This is a genomic window from Paenibacillus sp. DRB1-1, from assembly GCF_052119485.1.
Lineage (GTDB): Bacteria > Bacillota > Bacilli > Paenibacillales > Paenibacillaceae > Paenibacillus > Paenibacillus polymyxa_B.
Map to the genome: position 1 here is coordinate 4,864,473 of NZ_JBODQH010000001.1, position 22,202 is coordinate 4,886,674.

A 22,202-nucleotide genomic window follows, 5' to 3' on the forward strand; every position below is an offset into this window, starting at 1 on the left:
CCAATGACAGTCAAACAGAGTTCATGTTAAGCTATTGGATAAAAACTTACATAAAAGGAGAGATCGTTCTGGCTGCGGTCAGCCTTTACTATTTAACTTAAGAAAGTGGAGAAAGAAGGTATACATATTGTCACGTTCGTTATATGCAGCTTTATTATTGTTGAGCCTCATTTGGGGCGGTTCGTTTATGTTTATCAAGGTGTTGTTGCTACATCAAGTAGGGCCGTGGACGATTGTATTTCTCAGATCCAGCTTTGGATTTATTTTTATCGTCTTATTAATGCTACTTATGCGCAGGCCGTTTGAAATCAAAAGCATTCCGTGGAAATCGGTTGTTCTGGTAGCTTTGGTCAACATGGTTTTGCCATGGACACTGATCGGTTTTAGCGAGACCAGAATAGCTAGCAGCATGGCTTCTGTATTGAATGCCACCACGCCAATATGGACCATGTTGGTGGGGCTTGTTTTTTTCGGGGCTATTTTTCATCGAATGCAGTGGTTAGGAATGGGTCTCGCTTTTGTAGGAATCATTATTTTATTGGGTATTAATCCTGCATCTATTATTTCTGTTGATCCTGTGGGTTTTGGATGTATGCTGCTTGCGACTCTCTGCTACGGATTTGGAACACAGCTCTCCAAACGTTTTCTCTCCAATCTTTCCATGTATCAGGCTACTTTTTCGACACTGTTTGGTGCTGCGGTAGGGGGTGGCATTATGATGGCAATTGTGGAGAGACCTGATTTGTCGATTGTTTCTGACCCAGGTGTATTGGGTTCTCTTATAGGACTGGGAGTTTTGGGATCAGGAGTAGCATATATTTTGTTCAACTACATGATTTTGCGGGGGAGTGCGGAATTTGCTTCTTCGGTGACGTATTTTGTACCAGTAAGTGCCATTGTATGGGGCTTTTTGCTCCTGAATGAACATATCGGCTGGAACGTTCTGACCGGGCTGGTCCTTATACTTGGAGGCGTGTTTATGGCCAACCAGCGTAGAACCGCCAAATTAAGTGAATAATAATCTAAACAGAAATAAAATACGCTTTGGTTATTATATTAAATGTGCATTCGCCAAACCTTCGGTATAATGCGTTAATTCGCACATACAATAAAGCATGCTCACACATAAAATAAAATATGGTGCAGCAAAAAAGCAAGCTGTTTAGCAGGTGACAAGGTGTGGTATAATAAATTATAGAATTATATGCACCACAGAAATGTCGGAGTTTTATTCCACAAAAGAAAGGATCAGGATACCATGTGTCCCCGAAGGATACTTCCCCAAAGGACGATTTGGAAACGATTTGATCTGTCTTATACTTAGCTTTTCCGCGGAGTAACGTCAAGTTGCGAAAGCCAACTCTGCGGAAGAGGGGATTGTACATGCGAAGGACCAAGTCCTCCAGGCACATCTTACCCGGTAGCTTCCGTAAGAGTGGGTTCATCCACATCAAACTTACGAGAAACCGAGGGAGCCTGTATGAGGAAAACTTACGAATCTATCGTGAACAATGGAGCACTGAGACAGATTGCTGTCATGTTGCTCGGAACATGCATTTTAGCTTTTACGTACTATCACATTAATGCTCAAAATCATTTGTCAGAAGGCGGATTTGCAGGCTTGGCCCTGCTGGGACATTACGCGTTTGGCATATCTCCAGCATGGAGTATGTTGCTGCTTGATATTCCCGTCATATTGCTGGCATGGGTACTGAAGGGCAGAAGATTTATGCTGCTTGCGTTAATCGGAGCCGTCGCTTTTTCACTGTTTTATGCAGGATTTGAGAAGTATTCGACTCTGGTTATAGATCTACATGGAAATCTGCTGATAGCTGCTCTACTTTGTGGGGTGCTTACAGGTTTGGGAGCCGGAATCGTACTGCGATTCGGTGGAGCAACCGGGGGCGATGATATCTTATCTCTGCTGATCAGTGAGTGGCGCGGGTGGAAAATCGGCAACGTGTTTATTGTCAGTGACATCATCGTACTGGGATTATCATTGTTGTATCTGCCTATGAAGGAAACAATGTTTACAATACTGGCTGTGTGGCTTGCCGGAAAAATAATTACATGGACGACCACGTTCCAACTGCACCGACCTGTGAAAAAGGTACTGCCAGCGGCTATTCCCGCTAAAAAGGTGGTTGCCAAAACAGTGCCGGTCGTCCACAGCCTTCGTCAATAAGGAAAGGGTGTTACGTCAGGAGAGAAATCTTCTTACGTAACACCCTTTCGCTGTATTCAGCTTCTATCAGGAAGGCTTTAAAGTTGAATGAATGCGTCCATTCCGGTCATGAATAATTGCAGAAATCTGTTGGCGTTCTACAAAACTTTGAGCTTCGTCAATCGCCTCATTTTTGTGTTTAAAGGTTGAAATGGACTGATTGTGTCCCTCTTCTTTGATTGCCCAGTGATCCTCGTGCGGCACCACATGAATGGGTTCCTTTGCATCGGAAGAAGCGGAATGATGGTTGTGCAGATTTTCGCTTGAATGCTGTTTTTCATGTTTTGTCGGTTTCTTATCTTGCTCGGCTGGATGATTATCGTTCCATTCCTCGGCTTGGGAAGTAGCAATCGCAATCGAGCGCCCTTCTTCATAGCCGTCACGGAGTAGGGCGTTAGCAATATCGACGGCTTTTTCTCGCACACGAGGCTCTAGGTTTTTCATGGACGGAGGGTAATCATGTTTGTTCCAAGGCATAGTTGCACACTCCTTATAACAGATGATGTATTATGTATTACCCGTTGTCTGCTTAAACAAACGGAAATCAAAGAAATGAATATATTGTAAAATGTATCTTGAGAAAAAGCGTATAATGGTGTGCAGAATACCAGAAAAAGGAGTGAAGCATTTGCTTGCCTGGGGTTTTGTTTTTTTGCTGACTATCATCATTCATACTACAGATAGCTTGTCCTATGCTCTTCGGCTTGGTGGCTTGCGAGCGCGTCGGATTGGATTGGCGTTAACCGTTGCGGGAATGCTGCTGTTGGTATCACGCACCTCTAACATGGCGCAGGGGCCTTTACTCGGAGGGATGGTCGATCAGGCTAAAGCTGCAGCACAAGTGGGCGGAACGGATATTAGACTGGAACTATATATGCATGGGGTACTGCTGGCAACAACCGTTGGAACCGTGCTTGCTATATTACTGTATCCAACAGTGGTACGCATGTCAGCCAGATGGATTGTGCATTTGGAGCATACCGGATCTATTCCGGCTTTGATGCGTCATTTAATGCTGCGAAGTCGCTGGAAACATGCAGGCTACTACATAAAGCGCCCCACCTGGTCAATGCTTACTTCACTGATTAGCGGAGCGATACCCAAGCGTCTAATTATTCTGAATATAGCTGTCACTGCGATTTATACAACAGGAGTAGTATCCGCTTTATATGCATCATTTCTGTGGCCTGCTCAAGGTACAGCAATGTCAATGTCGTCAGGTCTAATCAATGGCGTCGCAACGGTATTACTGACCTTGTTAATTGATCCAAGATTGGCGGTTCTGTCGGAGAAAACACTACGAGGGGAGCTACCCTTAACTCGGATGAACAGCATGTACGGCTGGATGATCATCTCGCGCTTGGCAGGTACTTTATTAGCCCAGCTATTGCTAGTACCGCTAGCAATTTGGCTTGGATGGGTAATGAGTTAAATGGCTAGCTTACGTAATGATGTGCTGCCACATCCCAAAAAAGGCTGGCCCGTGATCATCTATTAAAGATAGATGATCACGGGCCAGCCCCAATGATTCTATGGCTATTTACTGTTCAAATAATGACTTATATGCTCCGTATCCTTCACGTTCCAAGTCTTCTTGAGGCACAAAACGGAGCGCGGCGGAATTTATGCAATAACGCAAACCATCTGGACCAGGACCATCATCGAATACATGCCCTAAATGGGAGTCAGCTTCACGACTTCGCACCTCGGTACGGATCATAAAATGGCTGAGATCAGTTTTTTCTTTGACATTGTAGCTGCGCAATGGACGGGTAAAGCTGGGCCAACCGCAACCTGCGTCAAATTTGTCCAATGAACTGAACAAAGGCTCTCCTGATACGATATCCACGTAAATACCTTCACCCTCATGATCCCAAAACTCATTTTGAAAAGGGCGCTCGGTCGCGTTTTTTTGTGTTACTTCGTATTGAATAGGCGTCAGCCGATCTTTAAGATCGGATTTATCAATCTTGCCGGACCAATTTTGCTCGATAAAATCTTCACGTCCCGAACCTTTGCGGTAGCGCTTATAATGAGCGGGGTTCTTCTTATGATAGTCCTGATGATATTCTTCTGCTTCATAAAAAGTGGCCGCAGGCAGGATCGGTGTAGCAATGGGCTTGTCGAAGCGGCCACTTTGAGCCAAAGCTTCTTTAGAAGCTTCTGCCTTGATTCGCTGCTCTTCATTATGATAGAAAATAGCCGTTTGGTAAGACGAACCTCTATCGTGAAACTGTCCACCTTCATCCGTCGGGTCAATCTGCTGCCAGAATAGCTCCAACAGTTTTTCATACGGGAAAACTTGCGGATCAAATGTAATCTGTACGGCTTCCACATGCCCCGTTGTTTCAGAACACACCTCTTCATAGGTTGGATTTTCGGTATGTCCCCCTGTGTATCCAGATCTAACCTTCAAAATACCGGGTAATTCCTCAAAAGGGGAAACCATGCACCAGAAACAGCCACCTGCAAAAGTTGCTTTTTCTACTGTGTGTGGATTGTTGGTGCTCATATTTGTCACTCCAATCTGAGAATATTTAATTAGTTGTTATTTAAATAGCTTACAATTAAATTATATACGAGATTTTTGCAAAATCCAACGAAACGTCAGAAACCAAACAGCAGTGTAACTGGCTCTGTCCTCAAAAATCGCAACGAAACATCCTACAGAGACGGTGGCAAACTATCGCATTATATTCTATTGGCGCGTTGAAGCCTTTTTCGGTAGAGTATAAAGCCGCCGCCCACCAGTGCAGTATATAGCACCAAAATGAGCAAACCGGTGATTGGATGTTCTGCAAAGGTGCCGCCTGCATAAGCATACACCGCAATTGCGGGAAGCTTGCCAATAGCTGTACCTAGGATAAAACTCCAGAACGGAAACTCTGCTACTCCAGCGTATACATTTACCGCTGCCTGGGGGATGACCGGAATCAGGCGAGCCAGCAGCACAGCAGCAAAAGGCTCTTTCTCCATGACCCGATTGAAGCGCTCCAATGCGGGAACCCGCTCCAAATAGGCACGTCCTTTGTCACGGAACAGGGTACGTACGGCACTATAAACGACCAGCGCAGCCAAGGTAGTGCCCAGCCAGCAGATCAGAGCACCTTGCCAGGGGCCTGCGGCATAAGCAATAGAAGCGATAATCAGCTTGTACGGCACAAACGGTATTAACGCGAATAAAAATGCGAGCAGTAGCAGAACTGGAAAGGAGGTTTGCTTGTCCGCCCAGGCGAGCCAATCATACCTGTAGATAAACGCGATGCAAAGCAGCGAAACATAAGCCGCGACGAGTAGCCATTTTTTCATTTACATACCTCTTTCAATATCCCTGTTCGGCTTATCGCTTATACAGAAAAAAATAGGGTTCACATTCCCAATAATGTGTGCTATACTGCCACTAATAGAATAGTTCCCAAAGGGGAGTAGCTCAACGAGTAAAGTCGTCATTACGGGATTTTTAATCCCCGGCTTTATTGGCAACGTAATGTTGTAAGCGAGACCTTTGCCAGGATTTTAGGAATCCGGGTAAATGGTCTTTTTTTGATGCCAAATTTGGGTCAAGCGCCGTTTCCGGATTCCGTGAAATGGCGCTTTTTTAGTATAAAGCGCTGAACTATGTACAGTATAACAAATAAATAAAAAAGGTGGGAGAAACGTATGGATTTTTTGTCAATTGAGTTTTTAACCGCATTAGTATCCATCATTATCATTGATCTGGTGCTAGCTGGTGACAATGCCATCGTAATCGGTTTGGCGGCTCGCAATGTTGATAAGGCCAATCAAAAGAAGGTCATTATTTGGGGGACGGTCGGAGCGGTCATCATTCGTGTGATTGCTACAGTGCTGGTCACGTATTTATTGCAAATTTATGGATTGCGTTTGATTGGGGGACTCGCACTTATCTATATTGCCTATAAGCTGCTGGTCGAAGAGAAAAAACATGAAATTTCAGCTACGAATCAAATGTGGGCAGCGATCCGCACGATTATAATCGCGGATACGATGATGGGCCTCGACAATGTACTTGCTGTTGCGGGAGCAGCTCATGGAAACATGCTGCTTGTTATACTGGGTCTGGCAATCTCCGTTCCAATCATGGTGTGGGGAAGTACGATTATCTTGAAGCTGACTGAACGTTACCCAGTAGTTATTACGATTGGTGCTGCTGTACTGGCTTATACTGCCGCGAAAATGGTGGTGGCGGAACCGCTGATTGCACACTGGTTTATGAACGGGGTCGTTAAATACGGCTTTGAGGTTCTGGTTGTGGTTCTGGTTGTAGCCATTGGGATGCGTGTTAAAAAAATTAAAAGTGAAAAAACAAGAAAGCAAGCGCAGCACGCCTAAGCTAACTTACAATAAGTAAACTTAGCTGAAGCTGAGCGTTCATGCCGTAGAGGCTGTTCTGTTAGGTCCAACTGGACCCGGAGCAGTCTCTTTTCTTTGCTTGTCAGCAGACTTCCATGTAAACTAGACAACAGATGAATGAGTGATTAAAGGTGGGAGCGAAATGGACAAGCAAACGAAGACAAGAGTAGCTATTGCAGGACTGGGTGGTATTGCTCGAAAAGTATACTTACCGTTACTGGCAGCACACCAAGGTATAGACATTGTAGGTGTCATGAACCGTTCACAGGAGCCGGTGAGTTCCATTATGGAGCAATATAGGTTGCCAAGAGGAACGACTGATGTGAAGGAGATGCTAGCATGGGAACCGGAAGCTGTATTTATACATGCCGCGACCGAAGCTCATTTTGATCTAGTTATGGCGTGTATTGAAAAAGGGATTGCTGTGTATGTGGATAAACCGTTGTCCTATGATGTTCGTCAGAATCTGGAAATGACCGCTTTTGCGGAAGCGCAGGCCGTGCTGCTGGCGGTAGGCTTTAATCGACGTTTTGCCCCGCATTATGTAGCTGCTAAAGCATGGTTAGAGGAAGCAGGTGGATTCAGTCAATGTGCGGCCATTAAACACCGTACTGGATATGATCGAAGACCGGCGGCACAGACGGTTTATGATGATTTAATTCACATGCTTGATTTGCTTTTGTGGCTGGGTGGCGATGATTATGAGCTGCTGCATAGTAGTCTGAATACGACGAGTGATGGATATATGGATGCTGCGTTCGGGACCGTACGTTTGGGGAATGCTACCGGAAGCTACAGTATGAGTAGACAGGCAGGGGCTGACATAGAGAAGCTGGAGCTTCACGGGGCAGGACGGTCTGTTGAAGTAATAAATATGGAACAGGCTGTCTTTATGCAAAAAAATCATTCACCACTAACGCAAGCTTTTGGAAGCTGGGATACGATTTTGGAAAGACGAGGATTCACCGGAGTCGTGAATCATTTTCTGGAGCATATTCATCGTCCGGAGGAGTGTGCTGTACGGGCTGGAAAAGTATTGGAAAGCCATATGCTAGCTGACGAACTGATCAGCCGTTTGAGTGTTTAATATGGAACGTCCGAACGTGATATTAACAGTCCAGACAGACATCAAGAATTAGGTTGAAGGAGAAATGAATGAATGGAAGAAGATAACCGTGGTAAACAGCTAGAAGAAGCCATCATTGAGAATTATAAGCAAGAAGAAGATATGATGATCCTTGTATTTGCGCAATGGTGTATTAATCACGGGTTGGAGCCAGAGGAATTATATCGGGTAGCGTATCCGCATCAGGATAGCAACGAGCGTCTGCTACGAGTACGCAAGTTGACTGTATCGCGTGAAGAAGCTGGTGATATTCCGCTGGATACGGTATTAGGGGTACTGTCCATGTTCGGAAATGAGGACTTGGCGATGGTCGTATCTGAGGCGGCTGCCAGCCTTCCGTCGGAACGGAAATAGGGCTAGCCAGAATAAAGAATATACTGTTATCATTTATGGCATCATGGACTCACTGTATTTACTTAAGACATTGTTGATGAGGAGGGTAAGCTTACGATGGAAGATATACCTATGCCAAGTACCTGTAAAGGCTGTGAAAGAGATATCTCGATATCGGAAGAGCAGATTACCAGAATTCTAACCAACATGAGACCCAAAATGGAATGTGTAAACGATGAAGTGTACGAAGCCAGACTGTTGGCCTGCTCACAATGTGAAGAGTTGATGTCCGGGCATACATGTGGCATCAGCGGAAGTATTGTTCGTGTACGTGCTTTGGCGGCAGCTCAAAATTGTCCCAGTTATCATGGTTCACGCTGGATAGGAACAGCCTAAAAGATACAATGCTCTGGCTCGGCTGAACCTAGATTACGGGTTAAAGTAGTCAACCTTGGTCTGCCTTAATGGCAGGCTTTTTGGTTTGATTGGCCCTTTTCTTAACGATTGACAAAAAGTAGGCAATAAAATATATTAAACACGTGAAATGTTTTTATTTAATCATTAATATTTATATTAATGTTTGCTAGATGTGATGATGCGTAAAAATTAAGATCCAAAGAAGATCGGTGGTATGAGTAATATTTAGACCAAAATGAAAGCGCAAACATTCGTGCGGGTGTTCCAACAATCTTAATATTTTCGGGGAGGGTTTGTTGTGAAGGGTTCTATTGTTGTTAATACCGATTGGAAACAAGGCATTATTAATAAAAATATTTATGGGCAATTTGCTGAGCATCTTGGACGTTGCATTTATGAAGGTATATGGGTTGGAGAGGACTCACCGATTCCAAACACAGACGGAATTCGAAATGATGTGGTGGAAGCCCTGAAAAAGCTGAACATTCCTGTGCTGCGCTGGCCGGGAGGTTGTTTTGCCGATGAATACCATTGGAAAGATGGTATCGGACCAAAAGAAAACCGTAAGAGAATGGTAAATACGCATTGGGGCGGTGTGGTTGAAAATAATCATTTTGGCACACATGAGTTTTTTCAATTGTGCGAACTGTTAGATGCAGAGCCTTATATTTGTGGAAATGTCGGCAGTGGTACAGTTCAGGAAATGTCGGAATGGGTAGAGTACATGACCTTCGATGGAGAGTCCCCTATGGCTAGATGGCGTCAGGAAAACGGTCGTGAGAAACCATGGAAGCTCAAATATTTTGGAGTGGGTAACGAAAACTGGGGTTGTGGCGGTAACATGCGCCCAGAATATTATGCCGACCTGTATCGCCGCTATCAGACATATGTCCGTAACTTTGGCGAGAACCGCATATATCGCATCGCAGGTGGGGCGAATGTGGATGATTATCGTTGGACCGAAGTGTTGATGCGCGAAGCTGGGCATCTTATGGACGGTTTGAGCCTGCATAACTATACGATCCCGGGAAACTGGGAAGGGAAAAGGCAAGCAATCGGTTTTGATGAAGCGGAATGGTTCGAGACGATGAAAAAATCATTGCACATGGATGAATTGATTACTCGTCATTCAGCCATTATGGACCAATATGATCCTAACAAAAGGGTCGGACTGATCGTCGATGAATGGGGAACCTGGTTCCTGACTGAGCCGGGGACCAATCCGGGCTTCCTGTATCAGCAAAACACGATGCGCGATGCGCTGGTAGCTGGGCTTCACCTACACATTTTCCATAATCACCATGACCGAGTACAGATGACGAATATCGCTCAAATGGTCAATGTTTTACAGGCAATGATTCTGACCGAAGGCCCTGCTATGCTGTTGACGCCGACATACCATATATTTGAAATGTTTAAAGTGCATCAGGATGCGCAAGCACTGGCTGTTCATGTAAAGGTGGACGATTATGAATATGATGGGGATTCCATCCCACAAGTAAGCGTGTCCGCCTCCAAGGCGCAGGATGACAATATTCATATTAGCTTTTGCAACGTCCATCCGGGCAAGTCGGCAAACTTAAATTTGGAGCTAAGAGGACTGGAAGAGGTTAAAAAGATCAGCGGTGTTGTTCTTGCCAGTGACGATATGCAGGCACATAATACGTTTGATCAGCCAGAGCGTGTGAAAAAGGAAGCTTTCACATCCTATCAGCTGCAAGGTCAGCATTTGGATGTTACACTGCCACCAATGTCGGTAGTGATGCTGACAATTGCTCCGTAAAAAAGCTGGGTCGTAGTATGTAAGCAGTATCCACTATTATTGGTTATGACAAAGAGAGCGTTCAGGTGAACGCTCTCTTTTACCTACAGTTGCTCGCGGTGAATCACCCTGAATTCCTTGGGCGACATACCGAAGCGGGAACGAAATACACGGTGAAAATACGTGTAATTTGCAAATCCTGAAGATTCGGCGGCTTGTTCGAGTGACATGGGACTGAAAATGATTCGTTCTCTCGCCATGTTAAGCCTGATGTCCAGCGTGTACTGCATAATACTCGTATCGAATGTTTCCTTAAACAGATGTACTGCTCGGGATACGCTGATACCTACGTGTGAAGACACGTCATCTAGCTTGAAGTTAGAGGATGCATTTTCTTCAATATAATTTTTAATCTGATAAGCAAGATAGTTATGATGGGTAGCGATAGGATGATCGGATAGCATACGGTCAAACTCCAAACATAAAATGCGCATATAATAACTTGATATTTCCGGGTAAGGATTAGAAATACGTCGTTGCTCCATCACAAGCTGACGAAATAGGCCAAGCAGGGCTTCTGTGAGCTGAACCTTAATTCTGTTGGGGCGTTTATGATGGTTCCACCACTCATCTACCCAGGAACCACCGAAAAAAATGTGATAATCTCCACTTTCCACGACCAGATCTCCCATGGGATTTAACTCACTATGAATATCCAGTTCATAAGGCTCGGTAGGATTGAATAGCAGTAGGTCACCCGCCTCAATCCGTGTCATTTCACCGTTAATGCGGGCCTGGCAGCGTCCATCTGTTTGCAAACGGAATAAATAATTTTTAATCCCATCAGGCTGGTTCGAATAAAAGGGCTTTCGATGGAAGGAATAGCCTGCGGTAAGAACCTGACAAGGCTCGACGATAGACATGATGATGACTCCTTTGGGCATATGGCTGTTTCAAATATTGACCAGATTGTTCATGTTTTAATCATATTATTCATTTTAAACGAAACAGAAATAGAATACTATGTGAACTGTAAAGCTTACATGTTAGATGAGAAAGTACATGTTGGAGGCCAAGGAGTGTGACGACGTGGAACGAATGAAGGCCGGGATTATCGGATGCGGTACTATTAGCTCGGTATATCTTGAAAATCTCCAAAAGAGCCCACTTATTGAAGTGGTGGCCGTCGCTGATTTACTAGATGAGAGGGCCAAGGAGAGGGCCGATGAATTCAACATTGAAAACGTATACAAGGTGGATGAATTGCTTCGTCAGCCTGAGATTGAGCTTGTATTTAATCTGACCGTGCCTGGCAGCCATGCACTGACAGATGTGGCGATACTAGAGGCAGGTAAGCATGTGTACAGTGAAAAGCCTTTGGCGGTTTCTTTGGAGGACGGAAAACGCGTTCTGGATTTAGCCAAAGAAAGAAATCTGCGTGTCGGCTGTGCTCCTGATACTTTTCTTGGGGCGGCTATTCAGACCGCACGTCATGCCATACAGACTGGAATGATTGGTCAGCCAGTAGCCGCTACTGCCTTTTTAATGAGTAGAGGCCCTGAATGGTGGCATGAGAATCCGGAATTTTTCTATGCAGCTGGAGGAGGACCGATGTTTGACATGGGACCTTACTATTTGGCCTCGTTGATCCAAGTGCTGGGGCCGATCCGGCGAATTAGCGGCTCCGTAGGAATTCAGATTCCAGAACGTCATATACATTTCGGTCCCAAAAGCGGCACGCCATTACGGGTGCAAACACCAACGCACTTGGCCGGGACCATGGATTTTCATAACGGAGCCATCGCAACCTTGATTACCAGCTTTGATATTCAGGGAGCATCAGACCTGCCACGTATTGAAATTTACGGAACGGAAGGGACTTTGAACTTGCCGGACCCGAACTTTTTTTAACGGAGATGTCAAAATGCGCCGACCTGGCGAGGAAAACGCAGAGCTGTTAAAGCCCCTTTTTGAATGCGGGAAAAACGAACGTGGAATAGGCGCGGGCGAGATGGTGAGAGCCATACGCAGTGAAAAGAACCATCGTGCTAATGCTGAGCTGGCCTACCATGTGTTAGAAGCCATGCATGCTTTTCAGCGCTCATCATTGGAAGGCAATCACATTACGATGGAAAGCACGTTTAAGCCGGACGAGGATTTGTATTATGGAACAGATATAATGGAAAATTCATCCTAATTAAAGAGGTGAAGGGTAGTGGCTAAAGTAGGATTGCAATTGTACACAGTAAGGGAAGAGCTTGAACAGGATTTTGAAGGTACATTGCGCAAGGTAGCTGAGCTTGGCTATAAAGGGGTAGAATTTCATACCTTTTTCGGACGCAATGCCAAGGATGTCAGAGCGCTTTTGGATGAGCTAAATCTGGAAGTTGTCGGAACTCATATACAGTATTCTCGATTGTTGGATCATTTGGATGAGGAGATTGCATACCACAAAGAATTGGGCAATAAGTACCTAATCGTTCCTTATTTAACCGAAGAACAGCGACAGTGGGATGAAATTTTTGCTAATTTGAATCGTATTGGTGAAAAAGTGAAAGAACAGGGCTTGATACTGGCTTATCATAATCATGATTTTGAATTGACAGAAAAAATCAATGATCGCCCGGTATTCGATGCTTTATATGATGCGGTTTCCGATGATTTGTTACAGGTCGAAATGGATACTTGTTGGGTATACTATGGGGGCTATGATCCAGTGGAATACATCGGACGTTATAATGGACGCCTGCCTATCATTCACTTAAAGGATATGGCACGTGACGAGCAACAAAAAGCAGTGACTGTAGAGCTTGGCAAAGGCGAAGTGCAGCTTCAGGCCATTACAGACGCCGCTATTCAGGCAGGTGTGGATTGGGTCGTCGTGGAACAGGATTTCTGCTCAAACCCTCCAATCGAAAGCATTGAAACCAGCATTAAATGGCTCCAACAATACGCAGCTCAGGGAGGAAATATTCATGTCTAAAACACTCAAAATCGGGATTATTGGTTGTGGAGGCATTGCCAACGGCAAACACTTACCGAGTCTTGCCAAGCAGAAGCGTGCAGAAATCGTTGCATTCTGTGACATCATTCAGGAGCGAGCTGAAGAGGCAGCAGAAAAATTTGGAGTTGAAGGGTCGCAAGTTTATAGTGATTACCGCCAGTTGCTAGAAAATAAAGACATTGAAGTCGTACATGTGTGTACACCTAATGACTCGCACTCAGAAATTACCGTAGCGGCGCTTGAGGCAGGTAAGCATGTGCTGTGTGAAAAGCCGATGGCTAAAACTGCTGAGCAAGCACGGGAGATGCTCGATGCAGCCAACCGCACAGGTAAGAAGCTGTCTATTGCGTATCAAAACCGTTATCGTGATGACAGTTTGTATCTGAAACAATTGGTTGAGCAAGGAGAGCTTGGAGACATTTATCTGGGCAAAGCCATTGCTCTACGCCGTCGCGCGGTTCCGACTTGGGGAGTATTCTTGGATGAAGAGAAGCAGGGTGGTGGTCCTCTTATTGATATTGGCACGCATGCACTCGACCTGACACTCTGGCTGATGGATAATTACAAGCCTAAAAGTGTACTAGGTTCAACCTTCCATAAGCTAGGGGATCGTAAAGATGCGGCAAATGCCTTTGGGCCTTGGAATCCTGAGGAATTTAAGGTAGAGGACTCAGCTTTTGGTTTTATTACGATGCAAAATGGAGCTACGATTGTACTGGAATCCAGCTGGGCATTGAACGTTGTAGAGTTTGGCGAAGCGAAGACGCTGTTATGCGGAACCGAAGGCGGAGCCGATATGCAGGATGGATTGCGCATTAACGGGGAAAAGAACAGCCGCTTGTTTGATACGAAAATAGATCTGGATGCAGGCGGTGTTGCCTTTTACTCTGGAGAAACGGAAAATGAAGCAGACCGCGAAGCCCGTCTGTGGATCGAATCTATTCTGGACGACAAAGAACCTCTTGTGAAGCCGGAACAGGCACTGGTTGTTACTGAAATTTTGGAAGCTATCTATGAATCGGCCCGTACCGGGAAAGCTGTCTATTTTGACTAAGCCCGTAATTATCCCGAATAGACCATCATTATAATGAAAGCAGCTTTTTTCACATATGATATAGGGAGGGATTTCTTTTGAAACTTGGAGTATTTATGGTGTTGTTTGGCGGACGTTCGCTGGAGGAGGCGCTGGATTATGTGGCTTCTCAAGGATTGGATGCTGTAGAAATCGGTACAGGCGGCAACCCAGGAGATAAGCATTGTAAGCCGGATGAGTTGCTGGAGAATGATACAGCGCTCAAAAATTTTAAAAAGGCAGTAGAGTCCCGCGGACTAACGATTAGTGCGCTTAGCTGTCACGGCAATCCTCTTCATCCGCAAAAGCATTTGGCCCAAGCTGATCATGAAACGTTTCTTAAAACCGTTCGATTGGCAGAAAAGCTGGAAGTTCCAGTTGTGAACACTTTCTCTGGCTGTCCGGGTGATCATGAGGATGCGAAATATCCAAACTGGCCTGTGGCTCCGTGGCCTAATGATTTTCAGGAAGTGTTGAAGTGGCAATGGGAGAATAAAATTATTCCTTACTGGACTGAGACGGGAAAATTTGCAGCAGATCATCATGTTAAAATTGGGCTGGAGCTACACGGAGGCTTCTCCGTTCATACACCAGCGACCTTGCTTCGTTTGCGTGAAGCTGCGGGAGAGGTCATTGGTGCTAATCTGGATCCGAGCCATATGTGGTGGCAGGGAATTGACCCAGTGCAGGCGGTTCAAATTTTGGGCCGAGAGGGAGCCATTCACCATTTTCATGCCAAGGATACGACGATTGATCCGGTCAATGTAAATAAATATGGACTTACCGATATGCAGGAATATACGAAAATGCTAGATCGCGCTTGGCAGTTCCGTACTGTGGGTTATGGACATGATGTAAAAACCTGGGCAGATATTATCAGTGCTCTGCGTCTGGTGGGATACGATTATGTAGTGAGTATTGAGCATGAAGATGGTCTGATGTCCGTGGAGGAAGGCTTTACTAAGGCTGTCCACAATCTTCGCCAGGTATTGATTGAAGAACCGCTGAGCGAGATGTGGTGGGTCTAACTTAATAGGGGGAAATGTTGATGATTAACGTCACCATTTGGAATGAATTTTTGAACGAAAAGTTGAATGATGAAGCCAAACAGATATATCCTGACGGGATACACAAAGCGTTGGCTGACGGCCTGGCAGGAGAGGGATTTGCCATTCGAACAGCTACTCTTCGTGATGATGCCGAGCATGGTTTGGGAGAAGAGATCCTGAATTCCACAGATGTGCTGCTGTGGTGGGGGCATAAAGCCCACGATCAGGTGAGCGATGAAGTTACAGCGCGTGTTGTAAAGCGAGTGCAGGAAGGAATGGGCTTGATCGTGCTGCACTCGGGCCATTTTTCAAAACCATTCAAAGCTCTAATGGGCACTAGCTGTGATCTGAAATGGAGGGTGGCAGGTGAACAGGAGATTATTTGGTCGGTGAATCCGTCACATCCTATTGCAGAAGGCATAGACGCCAAAATTTTGTTGAAGCAGGAAGAGATGTATGGCGAGTTCTTTGATATACCAGCGCCGGATGAATTGGTATTTATTAGTAACTTTGAAGGCGGCGAAGTATTTAGAACCGGATGTACTTTCCGCCGAGGTAGCGGTAAGATATTCTATTTCCGCCCAGGTCATGAGACCTATCCGACTTATTACCAGCCTGATATTTTGAAAGTTATCGCCAATAGCATTCGTTGGACTTCTCCGACAAGTATTAACAAACCAATATATGGTAGAAGCGAACCTGTAAGACCTCTCGGTGGAGTGTTGGTATAATGACAATCATCACATTTTGATGAGCTGTATAATGAACAGATTGATAGGCGGAACCTCTTGGGATTCCGCCTTTTTGTATTTAACGATTTAGACATATACCTGCTGTGTTGGTTTGTTGTATAATCAGTTTTGGTCATGGCAACTTTATCAGCGCAGGTATTTAATTTAAGAAGAAAGTGTTTTCTTTCGGGATAAAGTATGCTAAAATGATATATACTAACAAAAGGAAAGCTTTATCAAACCGAAATGCAAAAGAAGGTGAAAAATTTGGAGAGTCAACCGCAATGTGCAAAAATGTGTCCGCGTTTTGAAACCGCCTTTTCATGTTTGGGTAAGCGTTGGAATGGATTAATTATTCAATCCATGATGAGCGGTCCTAAGCGGTTTAAGGATATTTCCAATCTAATTCCCACAATGAGTGACAAAATGTTATCAGAGCGGATGAAAGATTTGGAAAATGAAGGAATTCTTACACGTCATGTATATCCGGAAACTCCTGTCCGCATTGAATACGAGCTAACAACCAAAGGCCGTGCACTTCAGCCGGTTATGGAACAGATTCAATTTTGGGCTGAGGAATGGATTAGATGAGCACCAAACTAAATAAGCGTTTCTCATAGCAAAACAGCCTTTTCCTAGGAAAAAGGCTGTTTTTTTATTTTGTGTATAGGACTACTTATCCATTTTACAGAAATGATGTGCATAGGCAGCACGGCTTAATAGCCTTTGATGCGCCCTGCAACTGAGAACAATCCTGCTGTTGCACGGCGGGGCACACGGGTTTGAATATCCAGCGCGGCCGAACGAAATGTACCCAAGCATGAATGGCATAGTCTTCCTGCATAAATGGGGGAACGGCAGGATTCACAAGGATAATCAAGCTGACTGTAGGTGGAGGGAAATTTGCCTGCTCTTACCCAATCTGTAAGCAATTCTATAGGTGTGCCGGTTACGTCACTGAGCTGGCGAGTATGAGTAGAAGGATGCTTCCATAGATAGTTAGAACAGCGGTCCAAGAATATATTTTCTTCCTGAATACAAGAACTACACAGGTTTCTAAGGTTTTGACGAAAAACGGAACCACATTTTGGGCAATTAGAAGTATGTATCTCCATAGAAACCAGTCCTTTGTATCGAAATATAGTGAAATCTTAAAATTTATTAGTTACATATTACTATGACCTTATACCTATATCAATCTTTATTTATGGAACCTCTGATCTTTAAGTGTATGTTGAAATCTGTGTTGACATTACTCTGTTACTTATGTATTATAACTTACATAAAGTTACTTAATGAATAAAATAAACTAATGATGATAAGGGGATCTTTATATGATGCCATCTTTATTTTTGGCCCACGGCTCACCGATGCTTGCTATTGAACAGACGGACTATACTTCATTTTTAGAGCAACTGGGGAAAAGCATTCGCCCTAAAGCGGTTGTTATCTTTACTGCTCATTGGGAAGCGCAAACGTTGACGATCAGTTCGATGGATGACGTGTACGATACCATTTATGATTTTGGCGGTTTCCCACCGGAACTGTACACGGTGAAATATCCAGCACATGGTTCTGTGGAACTGGCCAATAAGCTAGAAAAATTATATGAACAAAAGGGCATTGACGTACAAACTGACCGGGTGAGGGGACTGGATCATGGATCCTGGACATTGTTGCATCGTATGTATCCTGAGGCAGACATTCCGGTAGTTCAGATCTCTGTAAATCCATATCTTTCGCCCAAAGCACAATATGCCATTGGTGAAGTGCTGCGTGGACTGGGAGAACAGGATATTCTGGTCATTGGCAGTGGAGTGACTGTTCATAATCTGCGTATCGTCAAATGGGGGGAAACGAAAACAGAACCTTGGGCTATAGATTTTGATGATTGGATTATTGAAAAAGTGCAAAGTAGAGATATAGAGGCTTTGGATCACTATGAAAGCGAAGCACCGTATGCTCGCCAGGCCGTACCAAGAGCAGAGCACTTTGTACCGTTGTTTATTGCAATGGGGAGTGGCAATCCTGCAAACAAAGCCAAGGTCATCCATAGAAGCTATGAGATGGGGAATTTAAGTTATTTATGCTTACAGTTTTAAAAAGTGTGTTGCCAGAAGAAAGACTAGTGTTAAAATGCTTCGCAACTGCTTCTGTATAAGTAGAGGAGTAGAAATAAATTAGGGAGTGTTATAAGCTATAATGGCTTATAACACTCCCTTTTACATAAAAAACGATTTATTATATCCGGCAAATCTCACGAGGACACAATTCACAATGACATACGCCTTGCAGCATTTCCAAATCCTTGACAACAATCATGCCATTATCGTATTCTACTGCATTTTTCTTACGTAGATCACTAAGCATCCGGTTTACGCTTTCCCGGGTCGCACCGATCATATTAGATAAGTCAGTATGAGTAATTTTCTTATGAATCAGGATATGTTCGCCGTGAGGCTCACCATAGGTATTGCATAGACGGATGAGTGTTGAACATAAAGCGCCAGGCTTGCCGTACATCATCAAATCGCGGAACTTAGTCTGAGTAATGCGATGATGCGAACCCATCCATTTCATAAAATCAATCGCAAAATCACAATGCTGGCAAATAAGCAATTCCAGATCCGTATGATCGATTACGCCAATATCACTGTCTTCCAGAACCTCAGCAGAAAAGGAATGCTTAGTCCCAAAAAATGGATCGGCTTGACCAACAAGATCGCCGCTTTGATACATATATAGAATAAGTTCCTTACCCTCATCCGTTGTTTTGGTTACTTTCACGCGTCCGCGCTTAATATAAAACAGCTTATCCGCTGTATCTCCTTCCCAGAACAGATGCGAGCTTTCAGGCATAACTCGATCTTTCATCATCACTTGCAACCGGTTGAAGCTGGCCTCCGAGAAGCAACAGGTGTTGCCGCGGGCTTCCATTACATTTGTAGGGTTTCTCATCGTCCATTTCCCCTTTGTATCCTATGTTTTTTATCTGCAACTTGATCAATTCAAATTCATTATATACCTGCGCAATGCGTTTTTGGGGCAAGAAGAGGGGGTAAAAGTGGCAGAATTCCAAACTTTGTGATTTAATTCACTTCATAAAATAAAATTTTAAATAGATTGTGAAAAAAATCACAATATATCTTGAAAAGCTGTGTTACGATCAGTGCGTGAACAAGAGATAGTACACGAGATAACAGGAGGATGAGGGAAATGGCTGTTAAAAACGAGGTTATCCAAAAAGAGCAAAGCGCAGAGCAGTATATTCAAACGCTGATTGACCGGGGGAACCGGGCACAGCAAGCTTTCATGAGTATGAATCAGGAACAGATTGACGAAATCGTACAAGCTATGGCACTCGCAGGGATGGATAAACACATGTACCTGGCGAAGTTGGCTGTTGAAGAAACAGGACGCGGTGTGTACGAGGACAAAATCACCAAAAACATGTTTGCAACAGAATATATCTATCATAGTATCAAAAATGAAAAAACCGTCGGTGTCATTGAAGACAATGATTTTGACAGTTTTCAAAAGATAGCAGAGCCAGTCGGCATTATCATGGGGATCACTCCAGTGACAAACCCGACTTCGACTACGATGTTCAAAGCGTTGATTGCCATTAAAACACGTAACCCAATCATTTTCGGTTTCCATCCATCTGCTCAATCGTGTAGTGCGGAAGCAGCCCGCGTCTTGCTCGAAGCAGCCGTCAAACATGGTGCTCCAGCTGATTGTATTCAATGGATTGAAGCTCCATCGATGGATAAAACAAATTCACTCATGAATCACCCGGATGTGGCTCTGATTCTGGCAACTGGTGGATCAGGCATGGTTAAGGCGGCATATAGCTGCGGTAAACCTGCTCTGGGTGTAGGCCCAGGTAACGTGCCTTGCTTCATTGAAAAAACAGCAGACATCAAGCAGGCCGTGAACGATCTCATCCTCTCTAAATCTTTTGACAACGGTATGATTTGTGCTTCCGAGCAAGCGGTTATTATCGAAGAGCCAATCTTCGAACAAGTGAAAAAATTGATGATCGCTAACGGCTGCTATTTTGTAAATAAAGAAGAAGCAGCTAAGCTCACTCAAGGAGCTATGAATGTCGAGAAATGTGCAGTGAACCCAGCAATCGTCGGGCAGTCTGCTGTGAAAATTGCTGAAATGAGTGGTATCACAGTACCAGCAGGAACTAAAATTTTAGTCGCTGAGATTGAAGGGGTAGGAACAAAATTCCCATTGTCTGCGGAAAAATTGAGTCCTGTATTGGCTTGCTATAAAGTAAAAAATGCGGAACAAGGTATTCAACGCGCTGCTGAAGTCGTGGAATTCGGGGGCATGGGTCACTCGTCCGCTATTCATTCGAACGATGAGGACGTTATCGCTCGGTTTGCAAACCGTTTGCAAACAGGACGTATCATTGTAAATGCACCTTCCACACATGGTGCGATTGGCGACATTTACAACACCAACCTTCCTTCGTTGACACTCGGTTGCGGTTCGTACGGTCGTAACTCGACTTCGTCGAACGTATCGGCAGTCAATTTGATTAATGTGAAAAGGGTGGCGAAACGGACGGTGAATATGCAATGGTTCAAAGTACCTTCCAAAATCTATTTTGAGAAAAATTCGACACAGTATCTTGCTAAAATGCCTGATATCACACGTGTAGCCATTATCACGGACCCTATGATGGTACAACTGGGATATGTAGATCGTGTTATTCATTATCTGCATCAACGCCAAACACCAGTAGCTATCGAAGTGTTCTCTGAAGTAGAGCCAGATCCATCGACAGTTACTGTAGAACGTGGTACTGAAATGATGAGACGTTTCCAACCGGATTGCATCATCGCACTGGGCGGCGGTTCGCCAATGGATGCCGCTAAAGGCATGTGGATGTTCTATGAATATCCAGATACTGATTTCAATAACTTAAAACAAAAATTCATGGATATCCGTAAACGGATTTACAAGTATCCACGTTTGGGCCAAAAAGCACAATTTGTAGCTATCCCTACAACCTCGGGTACAGGTTCCGAAGTTACATCGTTTGCAGTAATTACGGACAAAAACCTGGGTAACACGAAGTATCCGCTGGCTGACTATGAGCTGACTCCTGATGTGGCAATTATTGACCCAGTGTTTGTATATTCGCTGCCTAAAACAGCTGTAGCGGACACAGGTATGGATGTTCTGACACATGCTATCGAAGCTTACGTGTCCGTAATGGCTAATGACTACACAGATGGTCTGGCAATTAAAGCCATTCAATTGGTATTCCAATACCTAGAACAATCGGCTCTGACTGGTGATAAACTGGCTCGTGAGAAAATGCATAATGCTTCTACACTTGCTGGTATGGCTTTTGCTAATGCATTCTTGGGTATTAACCACAGTCTTGCACATAAATGGGGTGGACAATACCATACAGCGCATGGTCGCACGAATGCCATTTTATTGCCGCACGTCATTCGCTATAATGCGAAAAAACCGACAAAATTTGCTTCGTTCCCTAAATATTCGCACTTTGTTGCGGATGAGCGTTATGCAGAAATTGCACGCATACTGGGACTGCCTGCACGCACCACCGAAGAAGGGGTTAACAGCTTGATCGAAGCGATCCGTAAGATGAACAAAACACTTGGTATCGAGGAATCGTTCCAACAAATCGGTTTCGATGCGAAGGATTTCGAATCACGTGTAGACTATCTGGCTGACCGCGCATTTGAAGATCAATGTACAACTGCGAATCCGAAACTGCCACTGGTTACTGAGTTGGCTGATGTCTATCGCAATGCCTTCTACGGACGTTTTGATCAATAATATAATAGGTACGAAGAGGCTTGTGAAAAAGCATTTTCTCGTTCAATACCGATGCAGGCTCTCTATATAGAGGGCCTGTTGGTTTGGGAAGGGAGGTGAACGGCAAGGCTAAGGATAGGCGCGCAGCTAGGGAAAATAAAGTGATAAAAATCACTCATATTGTGATTTTTATCACATACTACACTCTATCATTATTCTACAATAAGGGTGTAAGAAAGGTCCCGACACTGAGCGTAAGGCATCGGTGAACAGGCCGGGCTCAAGAAATAGTTTTATCGTGAAAA

General features: G+C 44.4%; 21 protein-coding genes and 1 pseudogene. 16 read left to right on the forward strand and 6 right to left on the reverse strand.

All coding sequences use genetic code 11. The annotated features are described in order from the left end of the window. The first annotated feature begins 127 nt into the window (after positions 1-127). Together ACQW03_RS21635 and ACQW03_RS21640 are read left to right on the forward strand one after the other, a co-directional pair. Positions 128-1,018, forward strand: a complete 891-nt coding sequence (locus ACQW03_RS21635) for a DMT family transporter (RefSeq protein ID WP_069079999.1) — start codon at positions 128-130, stop codon at positions 1,016-1,018. A gap of 462 nt (positions 1,019-1,480) precedes the next feature. After that, the gene (locus tag ACQW03_RS21640) at positions 1,481-2,185 is read left to right on the forward strand and encodes a YitT family protein (protein WP_013310869.1); all 705 of its coding nucleotides are present in this window, start codon (positions 1,481-1,483) and stop codon (positions 2,183-2,185) included. Between the two features lie 66 nt (positions 2,186-2,251). Here ACQW03_RS21640 and ACQW03_RS21645 read toward each other — a convergent pair whose 3' ends face one another. Then, positions 2,252-2,701: a DUF2188 domain-containing protein gene (locus ACQW03_RS21645; RefSeq protein WP_076292986.1), complete on the reverse strand. Its 450-nt coding sequence runs from the start codon at positions 2,699-2,701 to the stop codon at positions 2,252-2,254. Between the two features lie 151 nt (positions 2,702-2,852). Between ACQW03_RS21645 and ACQW03_RS21650 the strand changes: the two genes are divergently transcribed. After that, entirely contained in the window at positions 2,853-3,656 is an 804-nt protein-coding gene (locus ACQW03_RS21650) for a lipid II flippase Amj family protein (RefSeq protein ID WP_441951683.1), read from the forward strand. 108 nt (positions 3,657-3,764) lie between these two features. Here ACQW03_RS21650 and msrA read toward each other — a convergent pair whose 3' ends face one another. Together msrA and ACQW03_RS21660 are read right to left on the reverse strand one after the other, a co-directional pair. Then, positions 3,765-4,736 (reverse strand): peptide-methionine (S)-S-oxide reductase MsrA, encoded by a 972-nt coding sequence (msrA, locus tag ACQW03_RS21655; RefSeq protein WP_028540577.1) that lies wholly within the window; start codon positions 4,734-4,736, stop codon positions 3,765-3,767. A gap of 179 nt (positions 4,737-4,915) precedes the next feature. Next, positions 4,916-5,533 (reverse strand): TVP38/TMEM64 family protein, encoded by a 618-nt coding sequence (locus ACQW03_RS21660; protein ID WP_104496815.1) that lies wholly within the window; start codon positions 5,531-5,533, stop codon positions 4,916-4,918. 351 nt (positions 5,534-5,884) lie between these two features. Between ACQW03_RS21660 and ACQW03_RS21665 the strand changes: the two genes are divergently transcribed. From ACQW03_RS21665 to ACQW03_RS21685, 5 genes are all read left to right on the forward strand, one after another. Beyond that, a complete protein-coding gene (locus ACQW03_RS21665) occupies positions 5,885-6,574 on the forward strand; it encodes a TerC family protein (protein WP_025722249.1) in 690 nt (229 codons plus the stop codon). 163 nt (positions 6,575-6,737) lie between these two features. Then, a complete protein-coding gene (locus tag ACQW03_RS21670; RefSeq protein WP_076292988.1) occupies positions 6,738-7,682 on the forward strand; it encodes a Gfo/Idh/MocA family protein in 945 nt (314 codons plus the stop codon). A gap of 72 nt (positions 7,683-7,754) precedes the next feature. After that, positions 7,755-8,075, forward strand: a complete 321-nt coding sequence (locus tag ACQW03_RS21675; RefSeq protein ID WP_013310862.1) for a hypothetical protein — start codon at positions 7,755-7,757, stop codon at positions 8,073-8,075. Between the two features lie 96 nt (positions 8,076-8,171). Beyond that, on the forward strand, positions 8,172-8,450 hold the full coding sequence (locus ACQW03_RS21680) for a hypothetical protein (RefSeq protein ID WP_023989282.1): 279 nt from the start codon (positions 8,172-8,174) through the stop codon (positions 8,448-8,450). 319 nt (positions 8,451-8,769) lie between these two features. Next, positions 8,770-10,254: an alpha-N-arabinofuranosidase gene (locus ACQW03_RS21685; protein ID WP_441951688.1), complete on the forward strand. Its 1,485-nt coding sequence runs from the start codon at positions 8,770-8,772 to the stop codon at positions 10,252-10,254. A gap of 83 nt (positions 10,255-10,337) precedes the next feature. On the opposite strand, the gene ACQW03_RS21690 is transcribed toward ACQW03_RS21685, so the two are convergent. Beyond that, entirely contained in the window at positions 10,338-11,156 is an 819-nt protein-coding gene (locus ACQW03_RS21690; protein ID WP_023989280.1) for an AraC family transcriptional regulator, read from the reverse strand. Between the two features lie 166 nt (positions 11,157-11,322). On the opposite strand from ACQW03_RS21690, the pseudogene ACQW03_RS21695 reads away from it, so the two are divergent. From ACQW03_RS21695 to ACQW03_RS21720, 6 genes and pseudogenes are all read left to right on the forward strand, one after another. Continuing rightward, positions 11,323-12,430, forward strand: a pseudogene (locus ACQW03_RS21695) (Gfo/Idh/MocA family protein). 18 nt (positions 12,431-12,448) lie between these two features. Beyond that, on the forward strand, positions 12,449-13,216 hold the full coding sequence (locus ACQW03_RS21700) for a sugar phosphate isomerase/epimerase family protein (RefSeq protein WP_013310856.1): 768 nt from the start codon (positions 12,449-12,451) through the stop codon (positions 13,214-13,216). After that, positions 13,209-14,291: a Gfo/Idh/MocA family protein gene (locus ACQW03_RS21705; RefSeq protein ID WP_013310855.1), complete on the forward strand. Its 1,083-nt coding sequence runs from the start codon at positions 13,209-13,211 to the stop codon at positions 14,289-14,291. The genes ACQW03_RS21700 and ACQW03_RS21705 overlap by 8 nt, the downstream gene beginning before the upstream one ends. A gap of 77 nt (positions 14,292-14,368) precedes the next feature. After that, positions 14,369-15,337 (forward strand): sugar phosphate isomerase/epimerase family protein, encoded by a 969-nt coding sequence (locus ACQW03_RS21710; protein ID WP_013310854.1) that lies wholly within the window; start codon positions 14,369-14,371, stop codon positions 15,335-15,337. Positions 15,338-15,357: 20 nt separating this feature from the next. Beyond that, on the forward strand, positions 15,358-16,089 hold the full coding sequence (locus tag ACQW03_RS21715) for a ThuA domain-containing protein (protein WP_076292991.1): 732 nt from the start codon (positions 15,358-15,360) through the stop codon (positions 16,087-16,089). A gap of 246 nt (positions 16,090-16,335) precedes the next feature. After that, complete coding sequence (locus ACQW03_RS21720) at positions 16,336-16,680, forward strand: winged helix-turn-helix transcriptional regulator (RefSeq protein ID WP_071641521.1); 345 nt, start codon at positions 16,336-16,338, stop codon at positions 16,678-16,680. 125 nt (positions 16,681-16,805) lie between these two features. Here ACQW03_RS21720 and ACQW03_RS21725 read toward each other — a convergent pair whose 3' ends face one another. Next, on the reverse strand, positions 16,806-17,105 hold the full coding sequence (locus ACQW03_RS21725) for a hypothetical protein (RefSeq protein WP_233901737.1): 300 nt from the start codon (positions 17,103-17,105) through the stop codon (positions 16,806-16,808). 318 nt (positions 17,106-17,423) lie between these two features. Here ACQW03_RS21725 and ACQW03_RS21730 point away from each other — a divergent pair, with 318 nt between their 5' ends. Beyond that, on the forward strand, positions 17,424-18,191 hold the full coding sequence (locus tag ACQW03_RS21730; RefSeq protein ID WP_071641517.1) for a DODA-type extradiol aromatic ring-opening family dioxygenase: 768 nt from the start codon (positions 17,424-17,426) through the stop codon (positions 18,189-18,191). Between the two features lie 139 nt (positions 18,192-18,330). Here ACQW03_RS21730 and ACQW03_RS21735 read toward each other — a convergent pair whose 3' ends face one another. Then, on the reverse strand, positions 18,331-19,047 hold the full coding sequence (locus ACQW03_RS21735) for a Crp/Fnr family transcriptional regulator (RefSeq protein ID WP_013310849.1): 717 nt from the start codon (positions 19,045-19,047) through the stop codon (positions 18,331-18,333). Positions 19,048-19,305: 258 nt separating this feature from the next. Here ACQW03_RS21735 and adhE point away from each other — a divergent pair, with 258 nt between their 5' ends. After that, entirely contained in the window at positions 19,306-21,918 is a 2,613-nt protein-coding gene (gene adhE / locus ACQW03_RS21740) for a bifunctional acetaldehyde-CoA/alcohol dehydrogenase (RefSeq protein WP_071641515.1), read from the forward strand. Positions 21,919-22,202 lie beyond the last annotated feature (284 nt).